Here is a 17,281-nt window from a genome sequence, read left to right as displayed (position 1 = left end):
AACGATTTGCATGCAATGTCCGTGCTTTACTTATTCCTAGCAGTCATGTAAGATTGAAACGATTTCTTTTTAGTTAGCTGCGTATAAGGCGCCATTAACTAAAGAGAAATACAGCAGGGGATTGCAAAAATATTGTATATTGTTAAGGATGAATGTATTAAAATTAGTAGTTAAAGACAGTAAAATTGATGGAGGTACATCATAAGGAGGAAAAAGTTTGAAACAAGAATTAAAAATTCCACAAGCCACTACAAAAAGACTTCCTCTTTACTATCGATTTATTCAAAACTTTGCACAAGAAGGTATGGAACGTATTTCGTCGAAGGAATTGAGTGAAGCGATGAAAATAGATTCTGCAACTATTCGCCGTGATTTTTCTTATTTTGGTGCACTTGGGAAAAAAGGTTATGGCTACGATGTGCAGCATCTATTACAATTTTTTAGCCAGACGCTTGATCAACATGAAACGACAAAAGTAGCGTTAATTGGTGTGGGGAATTTAGGCAGTGCATTATTAAAATATAATTTTCAAAAAAACCATAATACACATATTGTGGTAGCATTCGATTCAAAAGCACCGAAGGATGGCAAAATGATCAGTAACATTCCGGTTTTTCATCCAGATTTATTGGAAGAAAAATATGCAGAATACGGTGCAGAGCTTGCTATTTTAACCGTTTCACCACGCTCCGCTCAAAAAATGGCGGATCGCTTAGCTGCCATGAATGCAAAGGGAATTTTAAACTTTACGCCAGAGCGATTAACAGTACCTGATAGAATGCAGCTTTTAACCATCGATTTATCGGTAGAGTTGCAAGCGCTTATTTATTTAATTCGTAATCAGGAAGAGTGATTCTTTACATAGCGTGTTTAAGCTGTTGTGGTGAATAGCAAGACGTAAAACTTTCACATAATATTAGTTAGCCAAATTATCGAAAGTGAGTTAAAATGTAAAATATATAAGAGGAGGTGGCTGTAATGGGTATCGGTCCTATGAGCCTTATCATTATTGGAATTGTAGCAATTTTAATATTTGGCCCTAAAAAGTTACCAGAGTTAGGGAAAGCTATGGGTTCTACACTGCGTGAATTTAAAAATGCTACTAAAGGGTTAGCAGATGATGATGATAATGATAAAAAGAAAGTCATCGAAGTAAAAAACGATGATAAGTAACTGAAGGATGTCTTTCTAATATGAATGCAAACAACCAAACTGTCATTGAGCATATAGAAGAATTAAGGAAACGACTTTACTTTGCAGTCGTTTTCTTTGTTATTGCGGTGGCTGGAGCGTTTTTTTTGGCGGAGCCGCTTATTCATTTTTTACAAAGCAGTGAAACCGCACAGAGTTTCTCTTTAAACGCGTTCAGAATAACAGACTCTATAAAAATTTATTTTCAAATGATTTTTTATATAGCCTTATTGTTCACGTCTCCTATTATTCTATATCAGCTATGGGCCTTTATTTCACCAGGACTATATGAAAAGGAACGTCGGGTAACATTAAGCTATATACCCTTTACATTTATCTTATTTGTAGCTGGAATTGTTTTTTCATACTTTATTTTATTTCCATATGTATTGAACTTTATGATTGATTTATCTGACCGTCTAGGTGTACAACTAACAATTGGAATTAATGAGTATTTCTCGTTTTTATTTCAAATCACCTTACCTTTTGGATTTGTTTTCCAATTACCAATTGTACTCCTATTCTTTGCACGTTTGGGTATTCTAAATCCACAAGTTATGACAAAGAACAGAAAATATGCTTATTTCGGACTTTTTGTCATTGCGGCTATGATTACACCACCAGATTTAATGAGTCATTTAATCGTAACAGTACCAATGTTTTTACTCTATGAGTTTAGTGTTTGGGTAGCGAAAATAGGCTATCGCAAATATTTAAAATCTGAAGAGATCCGTTTAAAAGAAGAGCAGGAAGCAGAACAAAAGCGTCAGATTGAAGAGGCACTTGAGCAGCAACGACGACAAATAGAAGAATTGAATCAACAGTAATAAATAAAGCTCGGTGCCCTAAATGGGACACCGAGCTTTTGTGTTATTTTTGCAGCTTACAATCGCTTTACAAAAATTTATTGCATTTTTTCGAGTTCTTGAAGAAACTTTTGCAATGGTTCCGCATAGAATTGTACAAGTGTCACAAATCCATTAAGCATGACGTGTGCAATAATAGACGTCCAAATGCGCTTTGTTTTGTGATATAAAAAGGCGAAGATTAAACCACAAATGGTATAAAGTAAGATATGAGAGAAGTCGAAGTGGATAATCGCAAAGAAAATGGCACTTACAATTGCTGCCACCCAGAAATTTGTTGTTTGGACAAGCGAGCCAAAGATTACTCTACGGAAGACGAATTCTTCTAAAATTGGCCCGAATACAACAATTGCTAATATGGCAATGGGAGCACCTTTAGCTATTGCGACAATATCAGCAGTATTTTGTGAGCCTCCTTCAATACCGAAAACAGCCATCTCAATAGCTGCACCAATCATTTGTCCAAAGAACACTAGGAAGAAGCCGATGATTCCCCACACAATTGTTAGAGGTATCGTTTCTTTTTTTCCTTGATAAATGTTCCAAAATGCTTTATCTCGAGATGTAAGGATTAAGCTTAAAATGAGCGCTACCGCAAAACTTAGGGCAATATACCAACCTTGAGTAATAGGAGCCGCTTGTTCAGAAGCTAAACCAGTTACCTTCATGATGAGCTTATGGAACGGTAAGAGCAACCATCTGCTAGAGATTTGCATCAAGATATAAATCAGCAAAACATACAGGGCTGTTTTTTTATGTTTCGTTACTTTTTGAGAATTAGTCACAATCAAAATCCTTTCCATTCATATGCTTCCTTTCTATTGTAGAGGAATATGGAAAGAAAACAAAATTTTTTGAAGTTCTGACTTGCAAAAAAAAGAGTGATTGATTATCATAATAATTGTGTTAGCACTCATTGATATAGAGTGCTAATAAATATCAACAATTATTTAATTATTAGGAGGTTGTTTCACTTGTTAAGACCACTAGGAGATCGTATTGTAATTGAACTAATCGAGGTAGAAGAAAAATCTGCATTCGGTATTGTACTACCTGACTCTGCAAAAGAAAAACCACAAGAAGGTAAAGTAGTAGCAGTTGGGACAGGTCGTGTATTAGAGAACGGGCAACGTGTAGAGCTTGACGTTAAAGTTGACGACCGCATTATTTTCTCTAAATACGCTGGCACAGAAGTTAAATTTGAAGGTAATGAATACCTAATTTTACGCGAAAGCGATATTCTTGCAATTATTGAATAAGAACATTAAAGGCACCTTACGTAAGGTGGATGCTTATTGTTTGCATAACAAATGTGACAATAAGGTGAAATTGTTATAAATATATTGAAGAAGCTTAACGAATATTCCATTTCAGGAGGGTAAATTCTCATGGCAAAAGATATTAAATTCTCAGAAGACGCTCGTTCATTAATGTTACAAGGTGTAGATAAATTAGCAAATGCAGTAAAAGTAACATTAGGACCAAAAGGACGTAATGTTGTTTTAGAAAAAAAATTCGGTTCACCACTTATTACAAATGATGGTGTGACAATTGCTAAAGAAATCGAACTAGAAAACCCATACGAAAACATGGGAGCAAAATTAGTAGCAGAAGTTGCTTCTAAGACAAACGAAATCGCTGGTGATGGTACAACTACAGCAACAGTATTAGCCCAAGCAATTATTCGTGAAGGCTTGAAAAACGTTACAGCTGGCGCAAATCCTGTAGGTATCCGTAAAGGTATCGATAAAGCAGTTGCTGCAGCACTTACTGAATTACATGCTATTTCTCGCCCTGTAAGCAATAAGGAAGAAATTGCACAAGTTGCTGCCATTTCTGCTGCAGATGATGAAGTTGGACAACTAATCGCTGAAGCAATGGAACGCGTTGGTAACGATGGAGTTATTACAATTGAAGAATCAAAAGGCTTCACAACAGAGCTAGATGTAGTTGAGGGTATGCAGTTTGATCGTGGTTATGCTTCTCACTACATGGTAACGGACACAGATAAAATGGAAGCGGTTCTTGATAACCCGTACATTTTAATTACTGATAAAAAAATTACAAACATTCAAGAAGTATTGCCATTATTAGAGCAAGTGGTACAACAAGGTCGTCCACTTTTAATGATTGCTGAAGATGTAGAAGGTGAAGCTCTTGCAACACTTGTTGTGAACAAACTTCGTGGTACATTCAATGCTGTAGCAGTAAAAGCACCAGGTTTCGGTGATCGACGTAAAGCAATGCTTGAAGATATTGCTATCCTGACAGGTGGACAAGTGATTACAGAAGAATTAGGCTTAGATCTAAAATCAGCTGATATTTCTGCACTTGGTCGTGCAGCAAAAGTTGTTGTAACTAAAGACAACACAACAATCGTTGAAGGTGTAGGTGGAGCAGAAGCAATTGAATCACGCATTGGTCAAATCCGTGCACAACTTGCAGAAACTACATCAGAGTTCGATAAAGAAAAATTACAAGAACGTCTTGCAAAATTAGCAGGTGGTGTAGCAGTTATCAAAGTTGGCGCTGCAACAGAAACAGAGCTAAAAGAGCGTAAACTTCGTATTGAGGATGCTTTAAACTCGACTCGTGCGGCTGTTGAAGAAGGTATCGTATCAGGTGGTGGTACTGCTCTTCTAAACGTCTATGCAGCAGTAGAAAAAGCGGCTGAAGCAGTAGAAGGCGACGTATCCACAGGTGTGAAAATCGTTCTACGTGCTTTAGAAGAACCAGTTCGTCAAATTGCTAATAATGCAGGTCTTGAAGGCTCAATTATCGTAGATCGTCTAAAACGTGAAGAAGTTGGCATTGGTTTCAATGCAGCAACTGGCGAATGGGTAAACATGATGGAAGCAGGCGTAGTAGACCCAGCAAAAGTAACTCGCTCAGCTTTACAAAATGCAGCATCAGTTGCAGCTCTATTCTTAACAACAGAAGCGGTTGTAGCAGATATCCCTGAAGCAGCACCAGCAATGCCAGATATGAGCGGCATGGGCGGTATGCCAGGAATGATGTAAGATTTAGCTTAGCCTATAAGCACAATTTAGCAAGTAAATATAACCACTTTCCATAATTTTATGGAAAGTGGTTTTTTATTTGGATTTCTTATTAGAACAAAGTTTAATTGAAAATCCCTAAATTTTCTCTTTTGAAACAATAATCTTGGTGAATCAAAACCCGCCATTAGTGGAATGTTCATCTACTAAATGTATGCATAATCTATAATTAAAAATTTTCCTGTTGTTTTTCAGTGGATTATCACTTACAATACAAAATGAAAATGATAATCGTTATCATTAACAAAAGTTTAATAGATAGAGGTGAAATTTTGGATAGACAGGAAGCTAACAGAATAGGAATGGGCAATATTTATTATGTTATTATCTTGCTTTTAATAGTCTCTATTTTAATATCTGCCGTTTTTTCTGTATCAATAGGACAAGTCAGCATACCTTTTAAGCAATCGATGGATATTTTGCTACATACTATATCCAATGGAAAACTTGGAACACTTGATAGTGTGGAAAGTGAATCCTATTTGAATATTATTCTACAGGTTAGAATGCCGCGTGTGGTTTTTGCCTTATTAATTGGTGTCGGACTTGCTATGTGTGGGGCTGTCATGCAGGCGGTTGTCCAAAACCCGCTTGCTGATCCATACATACTTGGTATTTCTTCAGGAGCGTCATTAGGTGCAACCTTTGCTATTCTAGTTGGTTTTGGGAGTAGTGCATTGTTAGCACAATTTGGAGTAGCCTTTGGTGCATTTGTAGGGGCGATGATTACCTCTATGGCAGTGCTTATCTTATCCAGCATTGGAGGTAAAGCAACCTCTGTAAAATTGGTTTTATCAGGGGTTGTTATCGGTGCATTATGTAGCTCGTTTTCAAGCCTTATCATCTTTTTCGCCAATAATGCAGAGGGTATCAAAACTGTTACGTTCTGGTCTATGGGAAGTTTAGCATCTGCCAGCTGGGACAAAACACCAATTTTAACAATCGTGATTGTACTAGGAGCTGCATTATTCCTTTTCCAACATCGTGTGCTAAATACAATGCTACTTGGGGATGAATCAGCTATCACCTTAGGGATCAACTTAAGTGCGTATCGTAAATTGTATATGATTCTTACCTCGCTTATTACAGGAACGATGGTCGCTTATGCAGGTATGATCGGCTTTGTTGGTTTAATTATTCCACATATCACGAGGGGTATTTTTGGGGCAGATCACAAACGATTAATGTTAGGAACATTGCTCTTAGGAGGCCTTTTCATGATTTGGGCGGATATTCTGTCTAGAACATTAATCCAAAATGTAGAATTACCGATTGGTATTATTACTTCTGTCATAGGATCACCATTATTTATCTATATGATTGTAAAAAAAGGTTACAACTTCGGAGGGTAGAACAATGGAATTAGTAGCAAAGGAAATAGAAGTAAAAATCGGCAAAAAGGAAATTGTAAAAAACATATCCATTCATGTGAATAAGCAACAATTTGTGGGCTTAATCGGACCAAACGGATGCGGAAAATCAACTTTACTGAAAAGCATTTATAAAAGTCTAGTACCTCAAAAAGGGATGGTCTTCTTAGATGATTTAGATGTTTTAAAAAGCCCCGAAAAAAAGATTTCTCAGCACTTAGGTGTAGTTGGACAATTCAATGAAATGCACTTTGATTTAACCGTTCAACAAATGGTGATGTTAGGAAGAACACCTCATAAAAAAATGCTAGAGTCAGATAACCAAAAGGATTTTGACATCGTAGAAGAGGCACTGACAAGAACAAACTTACAATCTTATAGAGAGCGCAGTTTTCTTTCACTATCTGGGGGCGAAAAGCAACGGGTTATTTTAGCAAGAACGATCGCCCAGCAGCCTAAATTTATGATTTTGGATGAACCAACAAATCATTTAGATATTCGTTATCAAATTGAAATACTATCCTGTGTAAGAAGTTTAAAAATCGGTGTTTTAGCAGCTCTTCATGATCTAGAAATGGCAGCACATTACTGTGATTATCTTTATGCAGTAAAAGATGGTGAAATCTATGCACATGGTACACCCCAAGAAGTTTTAACACCAGAAACAATCGAAGCTTTATATCATATAAAATGTAAAACATTTACTAATCCAGTGACGAATGGATTAGGCTTTGCATATGGACTGTAGGAGGAAAAACATGAAGAAAAAATTATTATTAGGAATTGGTTTAGCGGCTTTGTTAACATTAACAGCCTGCGGTAACACATCAAAAGATACATCTAAGGAAACACAAACAAAAGAGCATTATCCACTGACAATTGAGAACTTTACAAAGGCTGAAGGTGGATCAACATGGGAAAAGAAAGATCAAGTATTTGATAAAGCACCTGAAAGAATTATGGCAAATACACGCCCAGCTGCAGAATTATTATTACATCTAGGATTAGGCGATAAAATCGTTGGTGTTGGTGCAAACTTTGGCGCAGTTGATAAATCTGTTGAAGAAGAGTATGCTAAGCTAAATATTTTAAGTGATGAATATGTTGGGAAAGAGGTTACATTAGGTACTGATCCTGATTTAGTATTTGGTCGTGGTGGCTTATTTGATAATGCTGAATGGGGAGTAGGGACAGTAGACTCTCTTAATGAAATGGGTGTAAAAACATATGTTTTAGAGTCATCCGTAACAGGCGGCACGTATGATTCTATTTATAAAGATATAAAAAATATTGGTGAAATTTTTAATGTTCAAGACAAAGCAGATAGCTTTATTAAAGAATTAAAAGGTCGACAACAAGATATTTCCTCAAAATTAGAAAGTATAAAAGAAGAAAAAACATTTGCCTATCTGCATACAAATGATCCAAAAGAGCTTTTTGTTTATCCAGCACACGATGAAACATTCTTTAATGATGCATTCAAAATGGTTAAATTAGATAATATTTTCAAAGATGAAACAGGCGATGTAAGTGTTGAAACATTAATTGCAGCAGATCCAGATGTATTAATTCTACCAAACTGGGATGGTTCTGATTTGACAAAAGTACGTGAAGATATTTATGCGAACCCTAAACTTTCCAGCATGAAGGCTATTAAAAATAAACAAATGTATATTGTAGATTACAATTATATGTTTGGCTATGGCTATAACACGATTGATGGAATGGAAGCATTAGCAAAAGAAATGTATCCAGACTTATTTAAATAAAACAAAAAGCGCTGTCCTAGCGGGTCGAATAAATGACACGTTAGGGCAGCGTTTTCTTATTACGGATGATAATTATTGTTATGACTGTAGAAGCTGCTCTTTATTTAATATTGTGGTTATTAACTTAGAATTTTTATTGTTCCAGCAGACGCATACAGGATGTTGCGGATCGAGATAGAATAAATGAGTAAAAAGGTCTTTCCTTGTTTTTTTTATGTTGGTGGTATCAAGCAAATATGGCGATAAGTTTGGCAATAAGCCTGTTTTAAAAAGAGCCTCTTTTAAAGTCCAAAACTCATAAAAAACATGTAAAGGCTGATGAAAGACCAATTGACGCTCTGTCTCAGATAGCGCATATACCATCACATCTTCACTCACTGGCTTTATTTCTTCAACATCAATGCCCACTCGTCCGATAGTGGTGACTGCTAACACGATCCAATTCCCAGAATGAGAGAGATTAAAATCTCCCTGCCAATGAGGGTGTCCTGCAATATATGGGCGCCCAAATTCATTTTGAGCTAGATATAACAGAACTTCATCTATATAGGGAATGAGTGCCCATCTAATAAGAATGCTACCTAGCAACGCTCTTTGCTGATCCTGCCAGTGCTTGTATTGCTGAACTTTTCTTTGCACCTCACAAGGGAGTACTTTAAGGAAAGCATCCCGTTCTGACGGTGCTAACTGTACTCCTAGAGGAAGTGCAAATAACTGTATAGTTTGTTTTATCATCTTATATTGACTTGTTTTGGTTCTGGAAAGTAGCCTGTATCAATGCCATATTGAATCATTCTGTGAATAAAGGCTTTATTTGGTGCCGCACATTCAATCTTGGTATGAGCTAAAAATTCTATCGTTTTTTTGCAATTGAAGATAAATGGGGAGTCACTTGCTCCATCACCTTCAAGCTGCGCAATGGCTAACGATAAATACTCCTGTACACCTTTTGAATGATCACCATTTAATAGCCAATCTGTATACTCTTGTGTTGAAACAATTGTTAAGTCATAACCAACTTCCTTAAGCATATCGATTAATTCTAAATAAGTAAGCGATACAGGGTTACATAAATGGAAGACATGGCCGTTGGTTGCTGGCTGGCTGGCCAAAGAAACCAGTGCCTGACTAGCATAATTGATTGGTGTGAAGTCAACATGCCATTGTGCAGTAGGTGTTTTACCTAAATAAAGCATTGATTTAATCATACGGTAAAAGGCATTGTCATCGATATTACGTTGGAATTTACCTGTTTCAGAATGACAGCTTAAATTTCCTACACGATAAATGGAGACAGGGATTGCATCCTGTACAGCGTTTCGAACAAGGTTTTCTGCTTCTAGCTTACTTTGAGTATAAACATTATCAAGCTTTACATTGTAATTGAAGTTACCTTTTGCTTCATTTGGTCCCCATTGTATGGCGGCTAGCTCCTCTGGAATGCCAATTGTCGATACATAATGGAAATGCACACCTGGTTTCTGTTTGGCTATTTCAAGCAAGTAGCGAGTTCCATTCACATTGACATTATTAAAATGATCAGCTGCACCGAAATGACGTACGTCTGCACCACAATGAATGATGGCATTAATTTCTTTCATAATGATTTGTTCATCTTTATCAGATAAATGAAGACGTTGCTTGCCTAAGTCACCTTGGATAACAGTAATACGATCCTTCATCTGCTGAGCAATGGTATTGCCAAAGTAAAATTGCATACTCTCTCTTAGTTTGTCTTCAATCGTAGTTTGGGTACTTGGTCGAATAAGGCAATATATGTGCGCAGTTGTTGTTGCTAATAGCTCATATAATACATGACTACCTAAATAACCTGTAGCTCCTGTTAGTAATACCGATGTCATTGGCAAGGGCTTCACGTTTTGGGAGACTTGTAGAGGACTAGGCTCCATTAAGTCCTTGAATACAATGCTTTTAGCTGGCTCGTCTTGATCTTCAATCGCTTCTGGTTGATAATGACGAATATAATGATCCAGTTCAGCAATTGTTTGATATTGGAAGAAATCCTGAATCTTTAAGAATGGTATATGTTTTTTCACTTGTACAAGAATCTCGAGCACTTTTAGCGAATGCCCTCCGATATGAAAGAAGTTATCGTGAATGCCAATTGGCTCAATACCGAGTACAAATTCCCATGCAGTAGCAAGCATACGCTGTGTATCATTTTCTGGGGCAATATATGTAGTGCTGCGTGATAAAGTTAGTTCCAATGAAGCTAAGTGTTTTCGATCAATTTTTCCTGTAGGGGATAACGGCATTTCTTGCAATTCGATAAATTGCTCTGGCACCATATAATCTGGTAAAAGATTTGCTAAGTAATCCCTTAAAAGACTCTCCTCAAGCTGCATTCCACTTGCCACCGTATAGTAGGCAAATAAATGATTATTTCCATCAGCCATCTTCTTCGCAATGATCACAGCTTCCTGAATGCTCGTATGATTGCTCAATACTGTTTCGATTTCGCCAAGTTCAATACGGAAGCCTCTTACTTTAATTTGAGAGTCTTTACGTCCAACAAATTCAATGACACCTGTTGGCAATAGTCGAACTAAATCACCTGTTCGATACATTTTTTGATCTGGCTTTAAGAGATGAGGTACAAATACTTCAGCCGTTTTTTCAGGCTGATGTAAATAACCTGCTGCTAAACCAGCACCAGCAATACATAATTCTCCGATTTCATTAACGGGACATAGCTGATCGTCCGTATTAATAACATACATTTCATAATTGGCGATTGGGCTACCAATGGGGATACTAGATTGCATGTCTGTTATCTGACTTTTCACCTTAAAATAGGAGGACAATACTGTACACTCAGTTGGTCCATACACGTTAATAATTTCGGTAGAAAGTCCAAATTTGTCTTGCCATTTTTGAACAATGGCAGGCAATAGGGCTTCACCACCTACAGATAAATAATTTAATGTCGAAAGCTTTTTTCTATAGCTTACTGGTAAATGTGTAGCTAGCTGTGTAAAGAAAGCATTTGGAACAGTAGCGGTTGTTACTTGCTCACGGTCGATCATATCAGCAAATGCCTCAATGGACACACGCTCTATACTTGTAAGCATATGAAGTCTTGCCCCTGAAAATAAAGCAGTAAAAGTTTCTGTTATAGAAGGATCAAAGCTAAAAGAAATAAACTGGGAATAAACATCTTCTTTAGTTGAATGGTAGATTCGTTGATTATCTGTTATTAAATTAATGACAGCTTCATGCTTAAGCATGACGCCTTTTGGCTTACCTGTTGAACCAGATGTATAAATAATATAGGCTAAATCGGAGGGAAGAAGTTCACATTGGATATTTTCCTGTGAATACCCTTGCTCCATTTGGTTGATTGTGAACACTGTGCGTGTTTGGGAATCATTATGTATAAAATCATTCAGTAGAGCTATATGTTCGTTTTTCGTTATGATAAATGGAGCACCTGTATCGTTTAATAGGTACTGACAACGTTCTTTTGGATAGCTCGGATCAATGGGAACATAAACTCCACCAGCTTTCAGGATACCTAACAAACTAATGACTGTTTCTTTACTACGTTCCATAACTATCGCTACATAGTTTCCTTTTTGCAGACCGTTGGCAACTAACATATGAGCAACTTGGTTGGATTGTTCATTTAGCTGACGGTAGGTAAGTCTTCCACCTTCATAGGATAATGCAATTCGTTCCGCAAATTTTTGTGCTGCCTGATAAAATACGTCAGGTATTGTGGTGTTTTGATTATAGTCAGCTATTGTACGGTTTAACGTTTGATATGCGAGTAAGTCTTCTCCGTTTAATAATTGTGTACGATTGGATGGTAGCGTTTGTTGGTCAAAAGAATACGTATTATTCTGTGATGGGTGTACATCAAATTCTTGTTTATTATTCAATTATGACAACTCCTATTTTAGAAAAGGGCCGACACCTATGAAGGAGTGATTAGCGTCATTAGGTCCACAGTAGTGAATCGATCTGTGAGAAACTAACGGACATAACTCTCCTTTATAAGGGCAGCCCTTTCATTTTTTATTTCACTACAAAGGTATTAACAACATTCATTAATTCATCAGATAGCTCGGATAATACTTGAGCTTCTTCAGAAACTCGTTGTACTGTATTCAATTGAGAGGCAGAAGTTGCTGCTACTGCTCTTGTATTGTCCTTTGAATTGACTGAAAAATCTTCCATATCTTTTACAGCAGATGTTACTTCTTCCATACCAGCTGCCATTTCTTCAATTGTTGCAGAAAGCTCTTGAATTTGCCCTGTCACATGGTGAATGGAAGTTAAAATCTGGCTAAATGATTTTTCCGAATCATTGATCATGACAATACCATGATCTACTTCTTCTACAGCGTGAACCATGATATTTACAGATTCGTTTGTATCATGCTGGATATGAGAAATAAGTGTAGAAATTTCTCTTGCAGATGCCTCAGATTGCTCTGCAAGTTTACGTACCTCATCAGCTACCACTGCAAAGCCACTACCAGCCTCCCCAGCACGTGCAGCTTCGATAGCCGCATTCAATGCAAGTAAATTGGTTTGTGAAGCAATCCCTGTAATGATTCCTACGATTTCTTCGATTTTATTGGAATGTTCGCCAAGTAATTTAACAGAAGCTGCAGATTGATTAACTGCTTTGCTAATAGCATTCATTTGTGCAACAGATTTATTTGTCGATTCATTTCCTCTTTCAGCTTCCTCTGATGCTAAAATCGAGGATTCTGAAATTTGATTGGATGTCATGGCAATACGTTGAATACCAATATTCATTTCTTCAATGGTAATTGTACTTTCTTTTGCCTTTTGTACTTGAAGATCAGCGCCACTTGCAATCTCCTGCATAGAAGATGCTACATTATTATATGAATCGGAAGCTTCTTGCATATTTACAGATAAAACATTGGCTGTGTTTGAAACACGCTCAGAAACATTTGTTGTACTCTTAATAACTTTTTTTAAGTTATCAATCATTGAATTAAAATTTTGTGTGAGCATTCCTACTTCGTCTGTTGAAGTAACTGGTAATGGTTCAAGCTCTAAATTACCTTCTGCGACTTTTTTAGATTGTAAGGAAAGTTGTTGAATTGGTGTTAATTTTTTTCTTAAAAGAGTGTAAACAGCAATGGATGAACCAATTAAGAAAATAACTGTTACTAATAACGTCCATAGGGCTTCAGACATCGCTTTTCCTGTTACCATTGATACGTCATAGTCAATGGCATAAGCAGCCAGCATGTCCCCATTCTCATCCAAGATTGGTGTAAGGCCTGTTTTATAGCTACCATATTCATCGCTATAAATATCTGTTGCTGTTGCTTTTTTTGTATCAAAAACTTCTTTAATTCTTGCTAGGAAATCCGGAGATAAACCCATTGCAATCATATCTTGGTTATACTCTGCCCCTAGTTCAAGTATACTAGATGATAGAACAGGTGCATTAATATTTTCACCGTTAACTGTAATTAAAAATAGATTGGTAATGCTATCAGAATTATCATTGATTGCATCCATTTCACTAGTTAATCGTAGAGCATCGGGGTTACTATTTGTAGGATTCTCTAATATCGATTTTAGTGTAGTAATATCAATGGTTTTGGCTAGGATCATGCCTTTGTCAGAAAGAGATTGATTCATGTCTGTTAAATTACTATTTCTTACTATATAATAAGAAAGACCTAAAGTAACTAATCCGAATAATAATAAAATACTCACTACTATTGCAGTTAATTTCTTACTAATAGACATTTGCTGCTTCTTGCGTGTTTTCATGCTTTTCCTCCTAATATGATATAGCAAATATTTCAAGCTAAGGACTATAAATGGATAATTTAGTCAATGTACTACACATTGAAGATGGTGATGTTATTCGTAGAAGTCCAGATGCGTGTAAACTATTTATAGATGCAAAATAATCTATTTATCCCCTATCATTTAACTACTATACTGCCAAAAAAATTGATTCACAACCCAGAAAACTTACTATTTCAAGGCATGATTTCTATAAATAAACGATAATATATAGTTTTTTAGTCTATATAATTTTTAGGTTAGGTTAAATTTTTACAAAAAGCGACATAATTCCTGGTATAAAAAAGAAGTATGCTCAAATCTTACTTATTTTCGGTTGATTAAAAAATTGGCTGAAATATCAATTTCCAATTCCTTGTTAGGGCTTTTTACTTATTTTGTCATGTCTTTTGTGTAAAGGAATTTGATGATTTTTGTTATGGGAGTAAAATGAAAAAAGGTTATTTCTTTATTCTTAAATAAAGAAATAACCTTTTCTAGTTGTTGCTACGGTCGTGGATTTCCAAATATACCCGGTAGAATATTAGGGAGTCCTGGTATTAATGGTGGTGGGAAACCAGGATATTGCCCTCCAGGACGTGGCGGATAAGGTTGAGGTGGATAAGGCTGTGGTGGATATGGACGTGGCGGATAAGGTTGAGGCGGATAAGGCTGTGGTGGGTATGGACGCGGTGGATAAGGTTGAGGCGGATATGGCGGATAAGGTGGTGGGTATGGCGGCGGATAGGAACTACCAGGAGGTGTTCCTGTACCTGCAGCAGTGATTTGACTAACATCCACAGTCACTATTTGACCATTATCTAACTGAATTTCAGCAGTTCTTCCTCCAGTTCCGAATGTTCGAATTAATGTACCTGAATAAGTACCAGTAGGGAGTGTTACCCATATTTTCATACCTGGGCGAAATTGACTGTTAAAATCATCAGGGGCTAATCTAGGATAAACCAATGAAACACACCTTTCTTCATTTTTTCTAACATATGCCTATTGCGATTTTTGTCATAGGCTATAGGCTATGGATGCTTAAGTTCGAATTTGTTATAAAATAAAACGAATTTCATTATAATAAGAGAAAAAGCTAAAAGGATGTTTAGCATATGGCAATTATTAAGATAAAAAAAATAAACTTACAAAATTTACGAAATGTACGACAGGGTGAAATTGTACTCGCAGTAAATTTTGAGACATTTCTACAAGCGAATGTTGTTGGCCTATATGGACAAAATGGTTCTGGGAAGACAACCATTGTAGATGCATTTAGTTTATTGAAAACACTTCTATCAGGATGGCTTGCTGAAGTGAAGTTGCCCTCTCAAAAGAAAAGACTTATATTGGCAGGAGAGCAAACAGCTAGCTTGGATGTAGAATTTCTAGTTCAAAATCAATTCGGTACATTTTTTGTGAATTACTATGTTGAACTACAGGAGGATCAGCATCGACTATATACTACGTTGGAGCGCCTTACCTATCGAGAAAACACGAAAGGGAAGCGATCAAAGATTTTAGTGGCTGTGACGGAGAGGGATGTACAAATCCGTCAATCGAAACTGGATGATTTGAGTGAACAAGCACGAATTCAATTACTGGTTATTCAACAGTTAGCAAGAAAACAATATATGTCATTTCTATTCCATAAGGATATAAAGGCATTATTACATGAACGACTTTCTGAGCTAGAAATGCAGTTGCTACAAAATATTGCTGTTGATTTTAGTCGAGACTTACATGTTGTTAATACTCAAAATATTGCCCCACTATTTGAAGAACGGATGATGCCATTCAGTATTCATTTAGAGAAAACAAGAGGTCTTATTCCTTATGATTTAAATGGACCAGCTTTATTACCAGAGGATGGATTCTATGCTTTATGTGAGGTTATTGAACAAAGTAATCAAGTGCTCTCAGCCATTATTCCTGGTCTGACGATTAAAATTAATATCATTACAAAGCAAATGATGGACAGTGGCGAACAAGGAATCCGTTTCGAATTTTTGTCTCAGCGTGGGGAGCAGGAATTACCGCTACGAACAGAGTCAGAGGGAATTTTAAAGATCATTTCTATTCTTAGTGTATTGATTGCTGTATATAATAATCCGAATGCATGCGTTGTTATTGATGAATTAGATTCAGGTGTATTTGAATATTTGTTAGGTGAGTTGTTAACAGTGATAGATGAGGATGGAAAAGGGCAACTTATTTTTACTTCCCATAATCTACGTGTGTTAGAGGTGCTAGCTATTAAAAATTTATGGTTTACGACAACAAATGAACATCACCGTTATATGCAGCTAAAAGGTATGAAAGAAGTGAATAACGCTAGAGATGTCTATTTACGTGCTATCCAGCTTGGCGGGCAAGAGGAAGAGATATATAAGGAAACTAAAACATTTAAAATAAAGCGGGCTTTTCGTAAAGCGGGTGTTCAACATGACTAAAAAAGTACTTTTAATTATTGTGGAAGGGCAGACGGAGCAAATTATTTTAGAGGATTATTTAGATGCTCATTTTGCGAACTCCACAATACGCTTTGATGTACAACGAGAAGATATCTTAACAAAGTGGGATGCGCACAAACGCATACCGAATATTAAAAACAGTGTTGTACGAGTGATTCAAAGCTATCTTGAAAAATATAAATTTTTAGCCAATGATTTAACAGCGGTTGTTCATATTACAGATGCAGATGGATGCTTTATCGCACCAGAGTGCGTCAAGGTAGATGAGCGTATCGAGCAAAACTTATTTTATACAGAGGATGCTATTTTAGTGAAGTCGGATAAACGCAAAGAACAAATAGAACAACGCAATGATATGAAGGCTAAGAATGCTAGAATTTTGATTGCCAACGACCACTTTAGCATTAACCGTATGAAAGTACCTTATCAATTATTTTATTTTTCTACGAATTTAGAGCATGTCTTATGGAATGAGCGCAATGAAATCCCTACAGAAAAAATACAAAAAGCAGATGAATTTATGGACAATCTGACATGCACGATTGAGGAATATTTAAGCACCTATCTCCCAGTCAGTTCAGAGTTGTCATATAGGGAAAAAATAAAGAAAAGTTGGTCATTTTTAATGGAAGGCTGTCATTCATTGCATCGTGGCACGAATGTACCGCTATTATTTGAAATGATTAAAACAGATGTACAGTAAAAACAGGTGACGAATGGAGTCACCTGTTTTTATCTAGAGTA

The 17,281-nt window shown here is 36.4% G+C and carries 15 protein-coding genes; 10 read left to right on the top strand and 5 right to left on the bottom strand.

All coding sequences use genetic code 11. The features are described 5' to 3' along the window. Positions 1–217 precede the first annotated feature (217 nt). From RCJ95_RS19855 to tatC, 3 genes are all read left to right on the top strand, one after another. Positions 218–853, top strand: a complete 636-nt coding sequence (locus RCJ95_RS19855) for a redox-sensing transcriptional repressor Rex (RefSeq protein WP_004224350.1) — start codon at positions 218–220, stop codon at positions 851–853. A 125-nt stretch (positions 854–978) separates the two neighbouring features. Next, the gene (gene tatA / locus RCJ95_RS19850; RefSeq protein ID WP_004224351.1) at positions 979–1,173 is read left to right on the top strand and encodes a twin-arginine translocase TatA/TatE family subunit; all 195 of its coding nucleotides are present in this window, start codon (positions 979–981) and stop codon (positions 1,171–1,173) included. Between the two features lie 20 nt (positions 1,174–1,193). Next, on the top strand, positions 1,194–2,018 hold the full coding sequence (tatC, locus tag RCJ95_RS19845) for a twin-arginine translocase subunit TatC (RefSeq protein WP_257520661.1): 825 nt from the start codon (positions 1,194–1,196) through the stop codon (positions 2,016–2,018). 77 nt (positions 2,019–2,095) lie between these two features. Here the strand turns inward: tatC and RCJ95_RS19840 are convergent, their stop codons facing one another. Next, complete coding sequence (locus RCJ95_RS19840) at positions 2,096–2,860, bottom strand: CPBP family intramembrane glutamic endopeptidase (protein ID WP_312129900.1); 765 nt, start codon at positions 2,858–2,860, stop codon at positions 2,096–2,098. A gap of 171 nt (positions 2,861–3,031) precedes the next feature. Here RCJ95_RS19840 and groES point away from each other — a divergent pair, with 171 nt between their 5' ends. The 5 genes from groES to RCJ95_RS19815 all read left to right on the top strand — a co-directional run bounded on the left by groES (position 3,032) and on the right by RCJ95_RS19815 (position 8,255). Continuing rightward, positions 3,032–3,316, top strand: a complete 285-nt coding sequence (groES, locus tag RCJ95_RS19835; RefSeq protein ID WP_004224358.1) for a co-chaperone GroES — start codon at positions 3,032–3,034, stop codon at positions 3,314–3,316. A 129-nt stretch (positions 3,317–3,445) separates the two neighbouring features. Further along, positions 3,446–5,077, top strand: a complete 1,632-nt coding sequence (groL, locus tag RCJ95_RS19830; RefSeq protein WP_446722651.1) for a chaperonin GroEL — start codon at positions 3,446–3,448, stop codon at positions 5,075–5,077. Between the two features lie 311 nt (positions 5,078–5,388). Then, a complete protein-coding gene (locus tag RCJ95_RS19825; protein WP_221683017.1) occupies positions 5,389–6,468 on the top strand; it encodes a FecCD family ABC transporter permease in 1,080 nt (359 codons plus the stop codon). A gap of 4 nt (positions 6,469–6,472) precedes the next feature. Then, positions 6,473–7,234, top strand: a complete 762-nt coding sequence (locus RCJ95_RS19820; protein ID WP_221683016.1) for an ABC transporter ATP-binding protein — start codon at positions 6,473–6,475, stop codon at positions 7,232–7,234. Positions 7,235–7,244: 10 nt separating this feature from the next. Continuing rightward, a complete protein-coding gene (locus tag RCJ95_RS19815) occupies positions 7,245–8,255 on the top strand; it encodes an ABC transporter substrate-binding protein (protein ID WP_221683015.1) in 1,011 nt (336 codons plus the stop codon). Between the two features lie 78 nt (positions 8,256–8,333). On the opposite strand, the gene RCJ95_RS19810 is transcribed toward RCJ95_RS19815, so the two are convergent. From RCJ95_RS19810 to RCJ95_RS19795, 4 genes are all read right to left on the bottom strand, one after another. Then, the gene (locus tag RCJ95_RS19810; RefSeq protein WP_221683014.1) at positions 8,334–8,990 is read right to left on the bottom strand and encodes a 4'-phosphopantetheinyl transferase family protein; all 657 of its coding nucleotides are present in this window, start codon (positions 8,988–8,990) and stop codon (positions 8,334–8,336) included. Continuing rightward, complete coding sequence (locus tag RCJ95_RS19805; protein ID WP_446722650.1) at positions 8,987–12,157, bottom strand: non-ribosomal peptide synthetase family protein; 3,171 nt, start codon at positions 12,155–12,157, stop codon at positions 8,987–8,989. Before RCJ95_RS19805 ends, RCJ95_RS19810 begins: the two co-directional genes overlap by 4 nt. A 136-nt stretch (positions 12,158–12,293) precedes the next feature. Further along, the gene (locus RCJ95_RS19800; protein WP_004224372.1) at positions 12,294–14,042 is read right to left on the bottom strand and encodes a methyl-accepting chemotaxis protein; all 1,749 of its coding nucleotides are present in this window, start codon (positions 14,040–14,042) and stop codon (positions 12,294–12,296) included. A 525-nt stretch (positions 14,043–14,567) separates the two neighbouring features. After that, positions 14,568–15,029, bottom strand: a complete 462-nt coding sequence (locus tag RCJ95_RS19795) for a hypothetical protein (RefSeq protein ID WP_009374122.1) — start codon at positions 15,027–15,029, stop codon at positions 14,568–14,570. A 149-nt stretch (positions 15,030–15,178) separates the two neighbouring features. On the opposite strand from RCJ95_RS19795, the gene RCJ95_RS19790 reads away from it, so the two are divergent. Both RCJ95_RS19790 and RCJ95_RS19785 read left to right on the top strand, forming a co-directional pair. Then, entirely contained in the window at positions 15,179–16,516 is a 1,338-nt protein-coding gene (locus tag RCJ95_RS19790; protein WP_257520656.1) for an AAA family ATPase, read from the top strand. Next, positions 16,509–17,240, top strand: a complete 732-nt coding sequence (locus RCJ95_RS19785) for a hypothetical protein (protein ID WP_320939230.1) — start codon at positions 16,509–16,511, stop codon at positions 17,238–17,240. The genes RCJ95_RS19790 and RCJ95_RS19785 overlap by 8 nt, the downstream gene beginning before the upstream one ends. Positions 17,241–17,281 lie beyond the last annotated feature (41 nt).

The sequence above is a fragment of the Lysinibacillus sp. BSL11 genome (genome assembly GCF_052928325.1).
This window is presented reverse-complemented; position numbering and strand designations above follow the sequence as displayed.

Bases quoted from the DNA above. Each gene is read 5' to 3' on its own strand.
- RCJ95_RS19815 (WP_221683015.1), top strand. From the start codon at position 7,245: ATGAAGAAAAAATTATTATTAGGAATTGGTTTAGCGGCTTTGTTAACA.
- tatC (WP_257520661.1), top strand. From the start codon at position 1,194: ATGAATGCAAACAACCAAACTGTCATTGAGCATATAGAAGAATTAAGG.
- tatA (WP_004224351.1), top strand. From the start codon at position 979: ATGGGTATCGGTCCTATGAGCCTTATCATTATTGGAATTGTAGCAATT.
- RCJ95_RS19840 (WP_312129900.1), bottom strand. From the start codon at position 2,860: ATGGAAAGGATTTTGATTGTGACTAATTCTCAAAAAGTAACGAAACAT.
- RCJ95_RS19820 (WP_221683016.1), top strand. From the start codon at position 6,473: ATGGAATTAGTAGCAAAGGAAATAGAAGTAAAAATCGGCAAAAAGGAA.
- RCJ95_RS19800 (WP_004224372.1), bottom strand. From the start codon at position 14,042: ATGAAAACACGCAAGAAGCAGCAAATGTCTATTAGTAAGAAATTAACT.
- RCJ95_RS19790 (WP_257520656.1), top strand. From the start codon at position 15,179: ATGGCAATTATTAAGATAAAAAAAATAAACTTACAAAATTTACGAAAT.
- RCJ95_RS19810 (WP_221683014.1), bottom strand. From the start codon at position 8,990: ATGATAAAACAAACTATACAGTTATTTGCACTTCCTCTAGGAGTACAG.
- RCJ95_RS19785 (WP_320939230.1), top strand. From the start codon at position 16,509: ATGACTAAAAAAGTACTTTTAATTATTGTGGAAGGGCAGACGGAGCAA.
- groL (WP_446722651.1), top strand. From the start codon at position 3,446: ATGGCAAAAGATATTAAATTCTCAGAAGACGCTCGTTCATTAATGTTA.